15 protein-coding genes are annotated in these 16,329 nt (G+C 62.8%); 4 read left to right on the top strand and 11 right to left on the bottom strand.

What is annotated here, in order from left to right; translation table 11 throughout:
- Positions 1–12: 12 nt before the first annotated feature.
- The 10 genes from B5E43_RS12130 to B5E43_RS12085 all read right to left on the bottom strand — a co-directional run bounded on the left by B5E43_RS12130 (position 13) and on the right by B5E43_RS12085 (position 10,409).
- Positions 13–645 (bottom strand): hypothetical protein, encoded by a 633-nt coding sequence (locus B5E43_RS12130; RefSeq protein WP_087397083.1) that lies wholly within the window; start codon positions 643–645, stop codon positions 13–15.
- Complete coding sequence (locus B5E43_RS12125) at positions 615–1,256, bottom strand: 5-bromo-4-chloroindolyl phosphate hydrolysis family protein (RefSeq protein ID WP_087397081.1); 642 nt, start codon at positions 1,254–1,256, stop codon at positions 615–617. The genes B5E43_RS12130 and B5E43_RS12125 overlap by 31 nt, the downstream gene beginning before the upstream one ends.
- 1 nt (position 1,257) lies before the next feature.
- On the bottom strand, positions 1,258–2,877 hold the full coding sequence (locus B5E43_RS12120; RefSeq protein WP_087397079.1) for a VWA domain-containing protein: 1,620 nt from the start codon (positions 2,875–2,877) through the stop codon (positions 1,258–1,260).
- Between the two features lie 199 nt (positions 2,878–3,076).
- A complete protein-coding gene (locus tag B5E43_RS12115; RefSeq protein WP_087397077.1) occupies positions 3,077–3,901 on the bottom strand; it encodes a MurR/RpiR family transcriptional regulator in 825 nt (274 codons plus the stop codon).
- Between the two features lie 10 nt (positions 3,902–3,911).
- Positions 3,912–4,697 carry an inositol monophosphatase family protein gene (locus B5E43_RS12110; protein ID WP_087397075.1) on the bottom strand — a complete coding sequence of 262 codons (786 nt, stop codon included), beginning with the start codon at positions 4,695–4,697 and terminating at the stop codon, positions 3,912–3,914.
- A complete protein-coding gene (locus B5E43_RS12105; protein ID WP_087397072.1) occupies positions 4,694–5,491 on the bottom strand; it encodes a PHP-associated domain-containing protein in 798 nt (265 codons plus the stop codon). Before B5E43_RS12105 ends, B5E43_RS12110 begins: the two co-directional genes overlap by 4 nt.
- Positions 5,492–5,513: 22 nt before the next feature.
- Complete coding sequence (locus tag B5E43_RS12100; RefSeq protein ID WP_087397147.1) at positions 5,514–6,350, bottom strand: energy-coupling factor transporter transmembrane component T; 837 nt, start codon at positions 6,348–6,350, stop codon at positions 5,514–5,516.
- Positions 6,351–6,355: 5 nt separating this feature from the next.
- Positions 6,356–8,047: an energy-coupling factor transporter ATPase gene (locus B5E43_RS12095; RefSeq protein ID WP_087397070.1), complete on the bottom strand. Its 1,692-nt coding sequence runs from the start codon at positions 8,045–8,047 to the stop codon at positions 6,356–6,358.
- 1 nt (position 8,048) lies between these two features.
- Positions 8,049–8,894 (bottom strand): cell division protein FtsQ, encoded by an 846-nt coding sequence (locus B5E43_RS12090; protein ID WP_087397068.1) that lies wholly within the window; start codon positions 8,892–8,894, stop codon positions 8,049–8,051.
- 141 nt (positions 8,895–9,035) lie between these two features.
- Entirely contained in the window at positions 9,036–10,409 is a 1,374-nt protein-coding gene (locus B5E43_RS12085) for a PhoH family protein (protein ID WP_087397066.1), read from the bottom strand.
- Between the two features lie 402 nt (positions 10,410–10,811).
- Here B5E43_RS12085 and B5E43_RS12080 point away from each other — a divergent pair, with 402 nt between their 5' ends.
- Positions 10,812–13,085, top strand: a complete 2,274-nt coding sequence (locus B5E43_RS12080) for a choice-of-anchor I family protein (protein WP_158099058.1) — start codon at positions 10,812–10,814, stop codon at positions 13,083–13,085.
- Between the two features lie 25 nt (positions 13,086–13,110).
- Positions 13,111–13,344: a hypothetical protein gene (locus B5E43_RS12075; RefSeq protein WP_087397062.1), complete on the top strand. Its 234-nt coding sequence runs from the start codon at positions 13,111–13,113 to the stop codon at positions 13,342–13,344.
- Between the two features lie 67 nt (positions 13,345–13,411).
- Here the strand turns inward: B5E43_RS12075 and B5E43_RS12070 are convergent, their stop codons facing one another.
- Complete coding sequence (locus tag B5E43_RS12070) at positions 13,412–14,059, bottom strand: PepSY domain-containing protein (protein ID WP_158099057.1); 648 nt, start codon at positions 14,057–14,059, stop codon at positions 13,412–13,414.
- 257 nt (positions 14,060–14,316) lie between these two features.
- Here B5E43_RS12070 and B5E43_RS12065 point away from each other — a divergent pair, with 257 nt between their 5' ends.
- Positions 14,317–15,063: a sigma factor gene (locus B5E43_RS12065; RefSeq protein WP_242964818.1), complete on the top strand. Its 747-nt coding sequence runs from the start codon at positions 14,317–14,319 to the stop codon at positions 15,061–15,063.
- Positions 15,060–16,034 (top strand): hypothetical protein, encoded by a 975-nt coding sequence (locus B5E43_RS14940; RefSeq protein ID WP_143383007.1) that lies wholly within the window; start codon positions 15,060–15,062, stop codon positions 16,032–16,034. Before B5E43_RS12065 ends, B5E43_RS14940 begins: the two co-directional genes overlap by 4 nt.
- The last annotated feature ends 295 nt before the right edge of the window (positions 16,035–16,329 follow it).

Genomic DNA, 16,329 nt, shown 5'->3' with positions numbered 1-16,329 from the left:
CGAAGATGGCTTTCAGCCGGGCAGCACAGCCTCCACGCTGTCCTCATCTGCCATCCCGCCGCACAGCACATTGGCCAACAGCCCCGCGAACATATTCCCGGAGTTGGAGCGCACAGGGTCGGTGGTGTTGACCGCTACAGTGCCGTAGAGCTCCGGGAGCCCCAGGTCCGCCCAGGCGGTGCCCGCCTCGATCTCCGCCACCAGGCCGGCCATATCCATATAGTACACCCCATCCCGCTCCGTCACCAGCCCCTCTTTCTGGAACGCCTCCAGGATGGGCCGGTGGGTATAGAGGACGATGGGGGTGTTGAACACGATCTGGCTCCTGTCCGGCGCGCCGTAGAGCTGCTGGTAATACTCCAGGGCGGTCTGGCTGGAGGGAAAGAGGAAATTCCGGCCCTCGTGATCCGCCGTTACCATGTCCAGGGAACCTGCCTTGGCATAGTCCAGGGTGAGCCCGTAGTTCCGCCCCGGGATGTCCTGTACCGCCTCGTCCTCCAGCAGGCCGATCTTCTCGCCCCCCACATAGCCCCGCAGGACAGCGGGCTCCGGCTGGGGGCCGCCTCCCAGCAACAGATAGACCGCCGCCGCCCCGATGACGGCCAGCAGGATGATCAGACCGATCCATTTTGATTTGCTTCCCATTGGAATCCCTCCGTGTTCAGCAGGCCCTCCATGACCTTCATATCCGCCTCCGCGTCAAACCGCTTCGAGGCCATCAGCTGACTGAGCTGTGCCTCGAATCCAGTTTTCAGCTTGGGCAGGATGGCCCGCACCTTCCGCTGGAACTCCCGCACCTCGGAAGTCCTCAGCCCGGCCTCCTGGAACTTCACATACTGCCCCAAGATCCGGCCCACCGTGTCCAGATAGTAGGTGAGAAAGCGGTTAGCCGACGGGATCTTCTCCGGGTTTTCCCAGAGATACCGATAGAGATGATCTCCAGTCTCGGTGAGGGCCAGCGCATCCTCATGGGTCCGGACGTCCGTGATACGGCCGGCAGCGGACCGAATGGCTCTCAGACCCCGTTCCGCCTCCTCCATCAGGGCCTGCATCTCGCCACCGTCCGGCCGCTTGGCGAAATAGAGGGTGATAGGATCCACTTTGGGGGCCAGCAGGAACCACAGGCCCAGATAGATTCCCACCCCCAGCACGGCGCTGAAGAGGAAGTTCCATCGGAGGGCCAGGGCCAGAACCAGAAAGACCGCGATCCCCCCGCCCAGCGCCAGCGCCAGCTGCCGCAGATGTCCCTTCTTCATCTCAGTTGTACCCCTTCACACTGCGGAAGGCCCCGATCAGATCCTCCCGCCCGTCAAAGACCTGGGCGTGGGCCAGTTCCGCCAGTTCTTCCAGCTGGGTGGGATCGGCGGAGCCGAACATGATGGAGAACACCGGTACATCTGCTTCGAATGCCTCATAGGCGGTTTGGAAAGCGTCGATGCTGCCATCGGACACTCCGTCCGTCAGCAGGATGATGGCGGGGGTGTACTGGCTCAGGTCGTAGTTTCCCAGCTGCCGCAGGCCCTCCATGGCTGCGGAGTAAATATCCGTACCGCCTGTGGCCGTTTCTGCCTCCACCTGTGTATAGAGAGCTTCCAGCTTGCTGCCATTTCCAACAGCAGCATAGACGTCCCGCGGGTAGCCCTCAAAGGGGATGAGGATATTGACCTCATGCTCCGAGGCCTGGAGCAGATTCTTCTCCGCGTTCTCCTGGATCAGGATCTGGCTCATGGCCTCCACCATCTGTTCCCGGCCCGTTCCCTCCATACTTCCGGAGTAGTCCAGACAGTAGACCGTGAGGGAGGGCTTGCGGAACTCCGTCTGGTATAGGCTCAGGCACTCCATCAGCACATCGGTGGAGGGCATCCGAATAGGAGAGAGCACCCGGTCGGGCTGGATACCCCAGTCGGCGCGGAACACATCCCGGTTTTCTGCCGACACCCCCTCGTAGCCGGTGCGGCGGCCGGTGAGCTGGATCTCGTTTTGCACCTCGTCGGAAAGCAGGTATTCCTGCAGATCCAGAAAAGCCTGCTCCTTCTCAGTATCCCCGTTGTCCACATAGCCCAGGGGGGAGTCCGCGATAGAGAGGCCGTCATAGGGGTAGACGGCATACAGGGTCTCCTCGCCTCGTGCCTCCAGCTCCTGGTTGGCACTGATGATGAGGCACTCATAGTTCACCATGGCGTCATAGCCGCCGGTGAGGAACAAGTCCTTCAGCCAGTCGGAGCTGCCGGAGGACCGGTCTACGCCGGAGAGCAGTTGGGTGATCTGTTCCGAGAGGCCGGGGGTCTGAAGGCTCTCCGATGTGATCACATCCGGATTGCCAAGCAGGGCGTAAAGGAAACCGATGTAGGCGCTGCACCCGGAGTTGGACTGGGTGGCGGAGGTCATGCAGAAGTTCAGCTTCCCAGACTGGATGGCGGAGAGCAGGTCGCTGACCGACACCTCCGTGCCCACGAAACCCAGCTCCTCGGCTAACCCCTGGCGGATTCCGAATACCACCGGGGTGATGGAAATGGACTGGGCGTGCTTTACCCGGTACTGGGTGTCTCCGGCGGTGAGCCACAGGCTGCTGGCCGGCCACACCGCATCATAGTCCACCGTTTCCCCCTGGAGGGTCCGCATGATATCCAGGGAGCCCTGGTACTCCATCTCGATGTTCACGCCCCGTTCCCGGGCGAAGTCATCCAGGATGCCCTCCAGCTCCTGGTTCTCCGAGCCGGAGAGGATGCGCAGGGTCACATCTCCGCCGTAGTGGAAAGCCTGCTCTCCACTGGCGGGATCGCCGGTGGAGGTTATGCTGTCAGACGATGCCGGACCACAGGCTGTCAAAAGCAATGCAAATGCCAGGATACATGCGGATAAAACTGCGCGTTTCATAGCAGTAGACCCTTCCTTTCCTGATACGGTGCACAGGCAGCAAGGACCTGCACATAAAGGAATATATAAAATAAACCTAATTTACCATATCACATCCGGTGGATGCCCACTACCGCAGCGCAGTAAAATACATGTAAAATTCGTGTGTTATCCTGAAAAATGAACGCATCCCCCATGTGTGCACACATGGGGGATGCGTTCATCCATCCGGAAAGTAGTCTTTTTTCATCTGGTGCAGCAGTTGAAGGCGTTCCGCGCTTTCGGCTCCTAACCGCTCCGCCGCAGCGACGGCCAGGGCGTCCAGCAGGGCGGCGGGGGCAGCCATGGAGTGATACTCCTTTTCGGTGCCGCGGTAGGCGAACAGACTGACGTCCGCCCGCTCCTCCGCGGGCAGGCAGGTTCGTCCCACAAAGGCCAGCGTCCGGTAACCGGTGGCCCGGCTGTGCTCCAGGAGGACGCGGCCCTCACGGGAGAGTTTGGAGAAGCTGAACAGAACCACCAGGTCTTTTGCGCCGACCTGGGAGAGCCCTTCCAGCAGTTCAGAGCCGCCGGAAGGAAGGAGAGATACCTGTAAGCCCAGCCGGCGCAGGCGGAAGTGGAGCAGCTGAGCCAGGGAGGCGGAGGCGTTTTTCCCGTGGACGAATACCCGCTGGGCGGAACAGAGGGCCTCCACCGCCCGGTCAAACTCCCCGGTGGAGAGCTGCTGTATGGTCGTCTCCAGGTACGCCCGCTGCCGCTCCAGCCAGGCCTGTGGGGAAAAACGCGCTCCCTGACTGAGTGTGGCCGCCAGCTTTACCGCCGGGCCCGGAGACTGCTCCAGCACCAGAGATTTCAGCGCCTTGAAGTCCCGGCAGCCCACATGGCGGGCGAAGCGGGAGACCGTGGCGTCGGAGAGCTCCAGCCGCTCCGCCAGCTGCCCAATGGACGAAAACAGGAAGGTATCTGTGTTGGTGTTGATATAATCCAGGATCTTCTGCTCCGCCCGGGTCAGTTCCCCAGCGGCGGCGGGAAGGCGCAGGTCCATGACGAAACCCTCATTCTTTCAAAATTGTTTGCAGCGCGCCGTGGAGCCGCCCATTGGAGGCCAGCAGAGGCCCGCCCTCCGCCAGAGAAAGGGGGGCGCCGCCAGGAGCGGTAACCTGTCCCCCGGCCTCTGCCACGATGAGCATTCCAGCGGCGTAGTCCCAGGGCTGGAGTACAAGCTCCACATAGCCCTCCAGCCGTCCGCAGGCCACATCGCACAGTTCCAGGCTGGCACAGCCCGTCCGCCGGATGTCCTGGCACCGGTCATACAGCGCCCGCATCTGGCGAAACGCCGTGTCCGCCAGCTCCCGCCGGCCGGGAACGGTGCCGGTGGACAGAAGGCTGTCCGCAAGCCGGGAGACGGCGCTGACCTGGATGGAAACCCCGTTTCGGAATGCTCCGCCGCCCCGGCGGGCGGTGAAGCACTCCTCCGTATAAGGATTGTATACCACACCGAAGACGATTTGTCCACCCTCCGCCAAGGCCAGGGAAATCGCACTGTGCTGGAATTGATGGATCAGGTTGGTGGTGCCGTCCACCGGATCCAGGATCCAGCAGGGACGGGTCAGGTCCAGAGCGGAATTGTCCTGCTCCTCTCCCATGAACTGGACGTCCGGGGCCAGGGCCGCCAAGCGCTCCCGCAGAAACTCCTGCACCGCCAGGTCTACGTTGGTGACATAGTCCGTCTCGCTCTTGGCCCGGATGCTCCTGACGGCGGCGGGATCGGCCAGCAGTTCCCCCGCCTCCAATACCGCCTGGACGGCCCCCTCCGCCAGAGGATCCGTCAGGGCGGTCATGCGGTGGCCTCCCGGGTCAGAATGGCCACATAGTCGCCTCCCAGGGCGTGGATCTCCTTCAGGGACCGCTTCAGCAGGCAGGCGGTACGCACCTGGAAGGCGGCGGTGTCGGATAGATCAATGGTATAGCGGCCGGCTGTCATCTCCCCATAGAGGGCGGGGACGGTGTCCACATCCCGTTCAAAGACCGTGGTGACGCAGCCGTACTGCACCGCCTGATGGGTGTCGCTGCCGGACACCACAGGGATCTCCAGCTCTTTCCCCAGAGCGTAGGTGAGCCGCTCCGTCCGATCCCGGTCCAGCGCCAGGTCCTTGCCGTTGAGATCCAGGAACCTCAGCCGCCGAAGCTGCCCCTGAGGCAGCTCGGGCACATGGCCGCCGGCGCGGAAGGGGTGGCCGCAGCCCACTACCACCGGGTATTGGTCGAACAGATCCATCAGCTGGGCGAAGGGCATAAAATTTCCCTTCTCCTTGTGGGGCTCCAGCCGCCGGTTCAGCTCCAGAATGGCCTCCAGCGGCCCGACGGACAGGATGTGGCCCCCCTCGGCCACATCGGTCTCCATACCGGGGAAAATTTTCAGGCCGTTCTCCAGCTCCAGAGCGTCCCCGGTTCTCCGGCTCACGGAGGCGATGTAGCCGTATACATCGGCAAACTGGAGGGTGTTGAAGTGCTCCGTCAGGCACAGGGCGTCCAGGCCGGCCCGTCGGGCCTCGCCGAAGAGCCAGTCTGTGTAGGTGGTGGAAAACGGGAGCTTTTTGGCCAGCTTCCCATGGGTGTGAAAATCCAGGCGCAAGAGAAAAAACCTTCTTTCTTACTTACAGCAGTGTGGAGATCAGGACGGCCACCGCCACCACCAGAAAGGAGATGGCCAGAAACAGTCCATCGTTATAGGTGACCTTCAGGGCGGCCAGCTTGATCTTCTTCACGGACTTGTTCACCGCCGCATACCGGTAGCCCCTCAGCTCCAGGGCCTCCACCGTGGTGCGGGAGCGCTTGGCGGTGTTGAGCATCAGAGGGTAGAAGGACTGCATGATGATCTTCACCTGATAGACCAGGTACTTCACCTTGCCCCCGAAGGTCTCGTGGGCGGGGGGATTGCCCCGCAGCCGGTAGGAGAGCAGCACGTTCTGGAATTCCTCCATCAGCATGGGCAGCATCCGGTAGGCGTAGGAAATGGAAAAGCTCAGCCGCTCCGGGCAGCCGTACCACATGAGACCGTTGGACAGCTTGTCCGGGTCCAGCCCGGAGAACACGGTCACCGAGGCCAGGGAGATGGTGGCCACCTTCAACGTGAGGATGAGCAACGGGGCAATGGCGGAGGCGTCGCCTCCAAAGAGCAGGGTCACCACAAAGAGATACCCTGTCTGGGAGAACACCCCCAGGGCGAAGAGGAACAGCACCAGCCCTGCCACTCTCGCCAGGAGGGTGGTGGCCATCACCAGCAGGAAGCACCCCAGCAGGAAGGGGATGTCGCTGACAAACCAGGGCACCAGGCCGAAAAACAGGTACCAGGCCAGCAGGACCCGGGGGTCCAGCGCGGCGATGACGGTGTCATCATTGCCATAGGCGTTCTTCAGCACCTGATTGCGGAGAAAGTCCATGGAGAGCTTGTCCAGAATGCTCTCCGAGAGTTTCGCGGTCAATTTTTCCACAGCGGTCACACCTCCTGAAAGGATGACAGGAACTCGTCAATGGTATAGCACATGGAACGGCTGTCTAAAGCCTGCGCCATGGAGAAGATCTCCGGCGGGCGGATGCCCACCCGCTCCACCACATCAGTCCGGGCAAAGATCTCGTCCCGGGCGCCGTCGGCCACCACCTGGCCGTTACACAGCACAATGATTCGCTCCGCCCACTGGCACACCAGCTGCATATCGTGGGTTGCGATGACGGCGGTCTGAATGATGTCCTTCATATCGGACAGGACCGCCATGATCTCCCGCCGGGTGGCGATGTCCAGGTTGGCGGTGGGCTCGTCCAGCAGCAGAATGCCGGGATTCAAGGCGATCCCGATGGCCAGGCTGGCCCGGCGCATCTGCCCGCCGGACATGAGGCGACCGTCCCGGTCCTGCAGCTCCGTCAACCGGAACCGCTCCAGCAGCTCCCCGGTGCGTTTCTCCCACTCCGGGACGTTCCGCACCTCCATGGCGTAGGCGATGTCGGCGCGGATGGAGTCCTTGATGAACATCTCCTCCGGGTTTTGATACACCAGGGAGATCTGCCGGTACAGATCCTCGGCCTTTTTGTCCCCAATGGCCTCCTCAAAGAGGGAAACTGTGCCGGAATTGGGCTTCAGCAGACCCACCATCAGCTTCATGAGGGTGGACTTGCCCGCCCCGTTGGAGCCGATGAGGGCCACCTTTTCCCCTTTCCGTATGTTCAGGTTCAGGCCGTCGAACACGGTGTGGGGCTCCCCCTTTACCGAGCGGTAGGCCAAAGATACGTCCTGGAAGGAGACTGCGCTCTCTCCGTCTGGGACAGCTGGCGCCGGACGTTCCCGGGAGATATAATGCAGTCCGGCGAAGGCGGTTTTTCCTCCCTCCACGGTGGTGGGCAGGGGGATGTCCGACGGAAGACGGCCTGCTTTCCGCAGCCGGTGGGCCGCCTGGGTCACCTGGGGCGGAAAAATATTGCATTCCTCCAGCTCCTCCACCCGCTGGAGGGCATTCTCCGTGGGCAGTATCCAGCGCACCTGGCCGTCCCTCATCAGCATCACATGCTTGCAGTAGTCGGCGATGTACTCGGTATGGTGTTCAATGACGAGGATGGTCTTGCCGTGGTTCTCATTCAAGTCCCGGAGGACCGCATAGATCCGGTCGGCGTGCATGGGGTCCAACTGGGCGATGGGCTCGTCCAGAATCAGGATGTCCGGCTGAAGAGACACCGCGCCGGCCAGGGCCAGCAGGTGGGTCTGACCGCCGGAGAGCTGCCAGACGTACTCGTCCTCTCTGCCCTCCAGACCGCACTGCTTCAACGCGGTCCTGCCTCGCGCCAGGTAGTCGGGGAAGGCGTAGTTCAGGCAGGAGTAGGAGGCGTCGTCCAGCACGGTGGGCCGGACGATCTGGTTTTCAAAGTCCTGATATACATAGCCCACCTTCTGGGCCAGGACGCCCACGTCGCTCTCCCGGGTGTCAAGCCCCTCCACCCGCACGCTTCCCTCCATGATCCCCGTGATAAAGTGGGGGATCAGGCCGTTGAGGGCCTTACACAAAGTGGACTTCCCGCAGCCGTTGTTGCCAACGACCGCCAGGAAGTCCCCTTTCTCGATCTGAAGGGAGATCTCTTTCAGGGTGGGCTGAGGGGCGCCTGGGTAGGTATAGGTCAGGCCGTCGATCTCAACCGCGTTCATGTCAGTTCACCGCGGCCTTTTTCCCGGCGTTCTTTTTGATGACCAGCAGGGCGATGATGGCCACCGCAGCGGCAGCGACCATGCCTACCGCCAGGGCGGTGCCGCTCTCGGCCCACTCGGCCTCCCAGTCAATAAGGGACATACCGGCAGTGGCGGCCAGTTCAGCCACGATGGCACACACAAAGCCGATGGCGCACACGGCCAGGGCCTTGGGGCTGATGCTGCTGACGGTGCTGTCCGGGGTGCGGGGAGCCATGCCCAGCAGGGGCTCGATCTTGCCGTACAGCTTGGGTACCAGGTACAGGGTGGGCAGCAGGCAGAACAGGATGCCGGAGAACAGCAGGTCGTTGAGGAAGGCAAAGCCCTCGGTGGCAAACACGCTCTCAGGCAGGCCGGCCACGGCCTCGAAGTCCTCCACCGCCAGCTGGACCTTCAGGATGTCCACCACAGTGCCCATCAGCAGCTGAGCGGCGGTTCCGCTGATGGCGGCCACGCCCACCATGGCGCGGTTTCTGGGGTCCTTCACCAGCCGTCCGGCGATGTATACGCCGATGGTGACGGTGAGGAACTTCTCCAGCTCGCCCAGGCCGCCGAACTGACCCAGCATGATCTCGCTGAACACCAGCTCGCCGGTGGCGGCGCCCAGGGCGGCGGACAGAGGGTCGAACAGCATGGCCAGGGTCAGGGGGATGAACAGGAAGTACTCCACGGAGAACTCCACGACCCCCACCTGGAACTTGGGGATCAGCTCCGTGAACAGGGTGGCCAGCCCATACAGGGACATGGACAGGACAAAGATCATCAGCTTCTGGGACTGTGTGGCAGTCTGCTTCTGTGCGATACTCATAGCATATTTTCCTCCCTATGATGGTGTATTTCTCGCTCACACAGGCACAGTGTACCACCGGGATGTAAATTCTTCCCCCAAAGTCCTGTAAAATGTAAATAAATTTTCTTATCTGCCGTGTTATGTAAGTTCTGCCCTCATTTACATCCGCATCGCCGCGTCCAGAGCCAAAGAGGAACGCTCGCACTCGTCAGGGAGCATGGTCAGCTGGACGCACAGGGGACTGCCCTTCATGCGGGCGCTGGCATAGGTCAATCCGTTGCTCCGGGTGTCCAGCAGGGGGTGGTCGATCTGGGCCGGGTCCCCCAGCAGCACTACCTTGGTGCCCTTTCCCACCCGGGTGATGATGCCCTTGACCTGCCGGGGGGTGAGGTTCTGGGCCTCGTCGATGATGAGCCAGGTATCGGTGATGGAGCGGCCCCGCATGAAGTTCATGGCCTCGGCAGCGATGACGCCGGTGTCAAAGAGGTAGTCAATGCGCCCCCGCAGCTCCTCTTCGCTGCGCCGCTCCTTTTTCTTCCCCTCCAGATCCAGCAGAATCTCCAGGTTGTCCACAATGGGCCGCATGAGGGGGGAGATCTTTTCCTGCTCACTGCCCGGGAGAAAACCGATGTCCGCGTCAAACTGGGCATTGGGGCGGCACACCAAAATCTTGCGGTAGGGCCGTTCCTCCGCCTCCAGCACCTGCTCCAGCCCTGCAGCCAGGGCGTAAAAGGTCTTGGCGGTGCCCGCCGGCCCTTGGATGATGGCCAGGGGCGCCTCCGCCACCGGCAGCAGCAGGGCCTCCTGCAGGAATTGCTGCCCCACGCTCCGGGGCTTGACGCCGAATGGGCGGACGCCGCCAAAGCGCAGGGCGGTGACCTTCCCCTCCCGGAAACGGCCCAGCATGGTCTTTTTCGGCTCGGAATCCGAGTGCAGAAGGACAAACTGGTTCTCGGTCAAGGAAACCGGCTTCCGCTCCCCCGCGCCGTCCACGGTATAGAGTTCTTCCGCCGGAGCTCCCTTTTTCTTGAACGCTGTGAGCAGGCTGTCCGAGATGTAGACCTCCGCCCGGCCGGTGTAGGGCTGGGCGCCGTCCGGCAGCCGGTCGGTGGTGAAGTCCTCCGCCGGCACCTCCATCATCTGGGCCCGGATGCGGGCGACCATGTCCCGGCTCACCAGCGTCACCGGCGCTCCCTCGTCCATGAGGCCCCGACACACCTTCAGCACCCTTCCCGCCCGGCTGCCGGGTTCTATCCCTTGGGGAAGGGCCGCGTCCACATGGTTGACCTCCAGGCGCACGGTGCCTCCACTGGGCAGGGTCACGCCTTTTACCAGGTCTCCTTGGAGCCGTAATCTCTCCAGGAAGCGGAGCACATGTCGGGCGTTGTTTCCCGCCTCGCCGTCGGCCCCCTTCCGATCATCCAACTCCTCCAGCACCGCCAGAGGCAGCACGATGTTGTTGTCCTCGAAGGACTCCAGAGCGTAGGGGGCCTGGAGGAGGACATTGGCGTCCAGCACATAGGTCTTCTGCATACGTTGCGCCTGCCTTTCTGTTTTTTCATGCTTGGGAGCGGTGCCCGGAAAAACAGCGCCGGTTCGCCCCACAAGGGCGCAAACCGGCGCTGATCATGCTCTTATGATTTTGCTCGGGCTTTCTGAAACTGTGCTCCATACTGCCGCTCCCAACCGATGCCTGCCGCATCCGTATCCAGTATAGCAAACGCCTTTCCCAGCGTGCGACGGTATTTCAGTAAAGAAACCGTCAAATCCATGTGAAGCGCGTTTGCTATGAACCCGGTTTCGTTCCAGACCTCCTCTGCCTACAAGAAATTTACACATTCCCTCTTTCGGATTTTACAGTCGAGGGATTATACTAAATCAAATAGGGAGAACGTACCGCTCCCTTTCCAAAACAAAATCGCAGGAGGAAACAGCATGAGAAAAGCAAGACGGCCGGCAGCCATTGCCATGGCCCTCGCCCTGGCGCTTCAGCTGGGCACTGTGGTGCCAGCGGCGGCAGCGGGCATCAACTCGACCGCTGGGTATGAAAACGGCAATTCCCCCCTGAATCTGAACCTGATTGCCCGGTACGCCTCCGGCCAGTACAACGTGGACGGCGGCGTCATGGAGATCGTGGCCTATAACCGGGCCAACAGCTTTGCCTACGCCATCAACGGCCAGAGCGGCCTGCTGGCGGCCATTTCTCTGGAAAATCTCGCCGCCGGGAGCTCCGTCGCCCGGCTCAGCGGCACAGACATTGACGTGAAGGCCCTGGTAGAGGCGGCGGACAGCTCCTTCCGCTATGGAGATATGACCTCTGTGGCCGTCTCTCCGGACAGCGCCACCCTGGCCGCCGCCCTCCAGGCGGAGGGGTACAACGACGCCGGCCGGGTGGCCCTGTTCACCTGTAATGCCGACGGTACCCTCACCCTGAAGGGCCTGGTGGAGACCGGCGCGCAGCCGGATATGGTGACCTTTGCCGGCAGCAGCACCGTCCTCACCGCCGACGAGGGGGAGCCTCGGGAGGGGTACGGCGACGGGATCGCCGACCCCAGAGGCTCGGTCACCGTGGTGGACGTGTCTGCTCTCACCAGTGAGGTGGTGGGCTTTGACGCCTTTGACGGCCGGCGGGACGAGCTGGCGGCCTCCGGCGTGGTGTTGAAGAAGGGTGTGAACCCCTCCACCGACCTGGAGCCAGAGTACATCGCCGTCTCCGGCGGCAAGGCCTATATCACCCTGCAGGAGAACAACGCTATCGCCGCGCTGGATCTGACCTCCCGTACCTTTGACGGGATCTACTCCGCGGGCTTTGAGGACTACGGCGTCACCCCCGTCGACATTGACAAGAAGGACGACGCCTACGCCCCCAAGACCTACGGCGGCCTCATGGGCATCCGGATGCCCGATGCCATCGCCGCCTTCCAGGCAGAGGGCAAAACCTATCTGGTCACCGCCAACGAGGGCGACGCCCGAGAGTGGGGCGACGAGGATCTGGGCACCTTCTACCTCAATGAGGACGAGCAGGACTTCGGCGAGGAGGGCGTGACCTCCCCCACCGGGGCCATCACAGCGGAGAACTCCGGCCTGGAGGGCAAGGTGGTCTTCTTCAAGGTGGAGGACTTTGACGGCTTGGACAGCGGCAAGGACTACCTCTTCGGCGGCCGCACCTTTACCATTTATGAGGCCGGGGAGAACGGCGTCACCGAGGTGTTCACCAGCGGCAACGACTTTGAGACACTCACCGCCCGGTACCTGACCGATTACTACAACTGCTCCAACGACAACACCGTGGTGGATGACCGCTCTGGCAAGAAGGGGCCGGAGGCGGAGAGCGTCACCGTGGGCACGGTGGACGGCCGCACCTATGCCTTTGTGGCCCTGGAGCGCACCGGCGGCGTCATGGTCTATGATGTGACCGAGCCTGCCTCCGCTCAGTATGTCAACTACATCAACACCCGGGACTTTGCCTCCATAGTGGAGGGCTCCGAGGAGTACGAGGACGGGGAGCTGGACAAGTGGGTCACCGGCGGCGACGTGGCCCCCGAGGGCCTGCTGTTCCTGGACGCCTCCGTCAGCCCCACCGGCGAGGCCCTGCTGCTGGCCGCCTGCGAGGTGTCCGGCACGGTGGCCGTCTATCAGGTGGGCGGCGAGGCCCTGTCCGTCCTGCCCTTCACCGATGTGGAGGCCCGGGACGTCCAGGCGGTGCGCTATGTCTGTGAGAACGGCCTGATGGCCGGCGTCAGCGCGGACCGCTTTGAGCCCAATGGGACGCTGACCCGGGGCGAGGCGGTCACGGCCCTGTGGGCGCTGGAGGGCCGCCCGGTGGTGAATTATCTGATGGACTTCTCCGATGTGGACCCGGCGGCCTCCTATGGCGAGGCCGTCCGCTGGGCCGCCTCCGAGGGGATCGCCGGCGGCTACGGCGGCGGCCTGTTCGGCCCGGACGATCCCATCACCCGGGAGCAGCTGGCGGTCATGCTCTACCGCTACGCCCGGCATGAGGGCTATGACACCGCCCAGGGCGGCATGGCCGTCCGGGAGTTCGCCGACTATGACCAGATCGCCGGCTACGCTGCGGAGGCCATGACCTGGGCGGTGGAGGCCGGCGTGCTCACCGCGACCTCCTTGGACACGCTGGCCCCCGGCCAGGCAGCCACTCGGGTGCAGACCGCCCAGGCTCTGCTGGCCCTGTCCCAAATCGCCGAATAACCAGGCGCATGGAGGGGCGAAGGCCATGAAGAGCTTGGATAAGGAACGCCGGAAGCTGGAAAAGGTCGGATTCTCCGGGCAAACGTTGGAGCGGGCGATGGAGTTGCTGGAGCGGACGAATGCGTCCATTCTGGCCGAAACCCTGGTCAAGATGGTGACCAAGCAGGAAAAAACGCCCTCCATGGCGCTGTACGAGATGGAGACCAAAACGCGGGAACTGGAGGCCAAACTGGGACTCTCGCCCAAGGAGCCATTCTAAACATCAGCAAAATAAAGCAGCGGGGAGTAGGCAGATGTGCCTTCTCCCCGCTGCTTTTCTGTGCCGGTCAGTCCCTCAGATCGGCGGTCCAGTCGAAGATCCGCCCCGTCCGGGGGTCCAGTTCAAACTCGTACTTCATGCCGTCCAGGAACAGCTCCCCTTCGTAACGTCCCCGGCCGTCGCCGGACTCTTCCCAGACAGATACGTCCGCCGCACTGGCGCCGGAAACCTTGCCGGCCACGATGTCTGCGGCCTCCTCTACCGTGATGGGGGAGCCGCCCAGGGCATCCAGCCACTCCTCGTCCACCTCGTAGTCCGCACCAACGATGCGTCCGTCGGCTATGGCCACTTCAAAGTCGTAGTCGCCGTAGTCCGTCTCGAACTCGATGTCGTAGAGGGGGATGCCGTTGTCGCTGTCGGTCTCGTTTTTGATGTTGTAGGCGTCGCCCTCCGGCACGTCCGCATTGTCCAGGGCGATGGCCAGGGCCTCCTCCCGGCTGATCTCCCCGGCGGCGACTCCCCTCTCCGGGTCGGGGGACACAGGCGGCGTCTGCCCCTGGCCGGCGGGCGTTTCCGGAACGGAGGACGCCGGGGGAGTCTGGCCGCCGGAGGGGGCCGTCCCGCCGGGCGCGGCGCCGCCAGCCTGTCCGCCGCAGCCGGTCAGGCAGGCCAGCAAAAGCGCCGCTGTCAAACCGAAAGAAAAGATCTGTTTCATCCCGCGCGCTCCTTTCTGTGTGCGTGCCTCCATCCTACCACGAAGAACCCTGGCGCGCAACCCATCCAAGGGAACACAAAACCGCCCCATCCGTTTCTTTACATACATTTGACAAAGATTTGACATCCAGACGGTCGCGCCTCCGTTTCGCAGCCGCTAAACTTTACAATAGTGTTTTCTACCCTTTGAAAATTTCTGCTGTGACCCCGAAAATCCGGCGGCGTGTCCGTATCCTACTGCCGGAGGGGGATGGAGGGATGGCAATGGTGCGCACAGAGCACGACATCGTTTCCCAGGTACGATCGGCCAAGACGGATCCAGAGGCGGCGGACGCCCTCATCCGTCAGTACATGGGCTTTATCCGCTCGGAGACGGTGAAGTTTCTCCACACCGCCCCGGAAAACGGCCACGAGGACGAACTGAGCATCGCCATGCTGGCCTTCTATGAGGCGGTGCTGGCCTATGAGAGAAACCGGGGTGCCTTTCTGCCCTACGCCGCCCGGGCCATCAAAAACCGGCTCATCGACCACTACCGGACGGAGAAGCGCCACGGCAATGTGATCTCCCTCCACACCCCCCTGGGCGGGGAGGAGGACGGCGGCGAGTTGCTGGACACCATCCCCGACACCGTGGACCACGCCGAGGACTATGCGGTGCGCACCGCCAGCCGGCGGGAGATCCAGGAGTTTTCCGAGAAGCTGGCCCAGTTCGGCCTGACCTTTTCCGACGTGGCGGACAACTGCCCCCGGCAGGAGCGGACCTTCGCCGCCTGCCGCCGGGTGCTGGACTTCGCCCGGACCCAGCCCGCGCTGCTCAAGCGGGTGGAGGACACGGGCAAGCTGCCCATGAGCGAGCTGTCCGCCGGCTCCGGCACCGACAAGAAGACCATGGAGCGGCACCGGAAGTACCTGGTGGCCATCCTGCTGGCCTTCACCAACGGCTATGAGATCATCCGGGGCCACCTGTGCCAGGTAGGCCCTAAGAAAGGGGGCGACGAGGCGTGAGCTATCTGGTCATGGAGGTGCATCCGGCCTACGCGGTGGTGCTGGACGAGGAGGGCCGCTTTTTGAAGGCCGCCAACCTGCGCTATCATGTGGGGGACACGGTGCGGGACATCGTGGAGCTGCGGTGCCCCAAGGAAAAACGCCCCGCCCTGTGGAAGCCCCTGTCCGGCGTTGCCGGCCTGGCCGCCTGCCTGTGCATCGTGTTCTTTGGTTATTACCAGCCCAACTTCGTTCCCTACGGCGCCCTGCGCATCCAGATCAACCCGGATGTGGAGCTCACCCTCAGCCGCACCAACCGGGTGTTGGAGCTGGAGGGGCTCAACGCGGACGGCCGGGTCCTGATCGAGGGCTACGACTATGGGGGCAAGGATCGGGAGGACGTGACGGAGGAGCTGGTGGAGCGGGCCATCGATATGGGCTACCTCTCTGGCGGGGAGACGGTGTCCATCACAGTTACCAGCGCCGACGCCGACTGGCAGGCCCGGGAGGAGCAGGCGGCCCGGGAGGATCTGGAGGAGCGGTACGGGGAGACCATCGTGATCCAGATCGGCCCCACTGACGAGGAGCCGCCGGCCACTGAGGTAGTCATCCCGGTGATGCCCCCTGAACCGGAACCTACCCCAGAACCACTTCCGGAGCAGACCGATCCGCCCGTTGTCCCGTATGACACGGACGATCGACCCGGCAGCGGCGGTGCGACCGGCTACCAGGATACCGATTACGGCCCTGACGCGGACGGGATCACCGACTATGAGGATACGGATTACGGTCCTTACAGCGACGGCGTCACCGACTATGAGTCTCACAACGACGGCCCTTATGTGGACGGTGACACTGACTATGAGGACCGGGACGATGACCGGGATACCGGTGATGACCGCTGGGAGGACGACGGCGATGATCGCTGGGAAGACGATGAGGACGACTGGGATGATGATGACGATGACGGAGATCGGGATGACGACGATTAAAGCAGAAAAATTTCCGCCGCGGCCCCGGTTTGGAAGGCCGGCCGCCGTATCCTCCCTGTGTCAGCCGAAGAAGATGAAAAAAGTTTTTCCCAGACCCCGGTTTTTCGGCAGCGGCTCCGTAATCTAAAATCAGAACACAAAACCAAACACCCTTTTCAAGGAGATGAATGAAATGAAACAGAACATCCGCACCAAATGGTTTGCCCTGACCCTGACCGCCGCCCTGGCCCTGACCACTCTGACCGCCTGCGGGAACGGCGCCGGCACGGCGTCCCTCCCCGAGACCCCCGGCACC

The sequence above is a fragment of the Flavonifractor sp. An100 genome (assembly GCF_002161175.1).
GTDB lineage: Bacteria > Bacillota > Clostridia > Oscillospirales > Oscillospiraceae > Lawsonibacter.
This window is presented reverse-complemented; position numbering and strand designations above follow the sequence as displayed.

Excerpts from the sequence above, each read along its gene's own strand:
- B5E43_RS12130 (WP_087397083.1), bottom strand. The coding sequence starts at position 645 with ATGGGAAGCAAATCAAAATGGATCGGTCTGATCATCCTGCTGGCCGTC.
- B5E43_RS12125 (WP_087397081.1), bottom strand. The coding sequence starts at position 1,256 with ATGAAGAAGGGACATCTGCGGCAGCTGGCGCTGGCGCTGGGCGGGGGG.
- B5E43_RS12120 (WP_087397079.1), bottom strand. The coding sequence starts at position 2,877 with ATGAAACGCGCAGTTTTATCCGCATGTATCCTGGCATTTGCATTGCTT.
- B5E43_RS12115 (WP_087397077.1), bottom strand. The coding sequence starts at position 3,901 with ATGGACCTGCGCCTTCCCGCCGCCGCTGGGGAACTGACCCGGGCGGAG.
- B5E43_RS12110 (WP_087397075.1), bottom strand. The coding sequence starts at position 4,697 with ATGACCGCCCTGACGGATCCTCTGGCGGAGGGGGCCGTCCAGGCGGTA.
- B5E43_RS12095 (WP_087397070.1), bottom strand. The coding sequence starts at position 8,047 with ATGAACGCGGTTGAGATCGACGGCCTGACCTATACCTACCCAGGCGCC.
- B5E43_RS12090 (WP_087397068.1), bottom strand. The coding sequence starts at position 8,894 with ATGAGTATCGCACAGAAGCAGACTGCCACACAGTCCCAGAAGCTGATG.
- B5E43_RS12085 (WP_087397066.1), bottom strand. The coding sequence starts at position 10,409 with ATGCAGAAGACCTATGTGCTGGACGCCAATGTCCTCCTCCAGGCCCCC.
- B5E43_RS12080 (WP_158099058.1), top strand. The coding sequence starts at position 10,812 with ATGAGAAAAGCAAGACGGCCGGCAGCCATTGCCATGGCCCTCGCCCTG.
- B5E43_RS12075 (WP_087397062.1), top strand. The coding sequence starts at position 13,111 with ATGAAGAGCTTGGATAAGGAACGCCGGAAGCTGGAAAAGGTCGGATTC.
- B5E43_RS12070 (WP_158099057.1), bottom strand. The coding sequence starts at position 14,059 with ATGAAACAGATCTTTTCTTTCGGTTTGACAGCGGCGCTTTTGCTGGCC.
- B5E43_RS12065 (WP_242964818.1), top strand. The coding sequence starts at position 14,317 with ATGGCAATGGTGCGCACAGAGCACGACATCGTTTCCCAGGTACGATCG.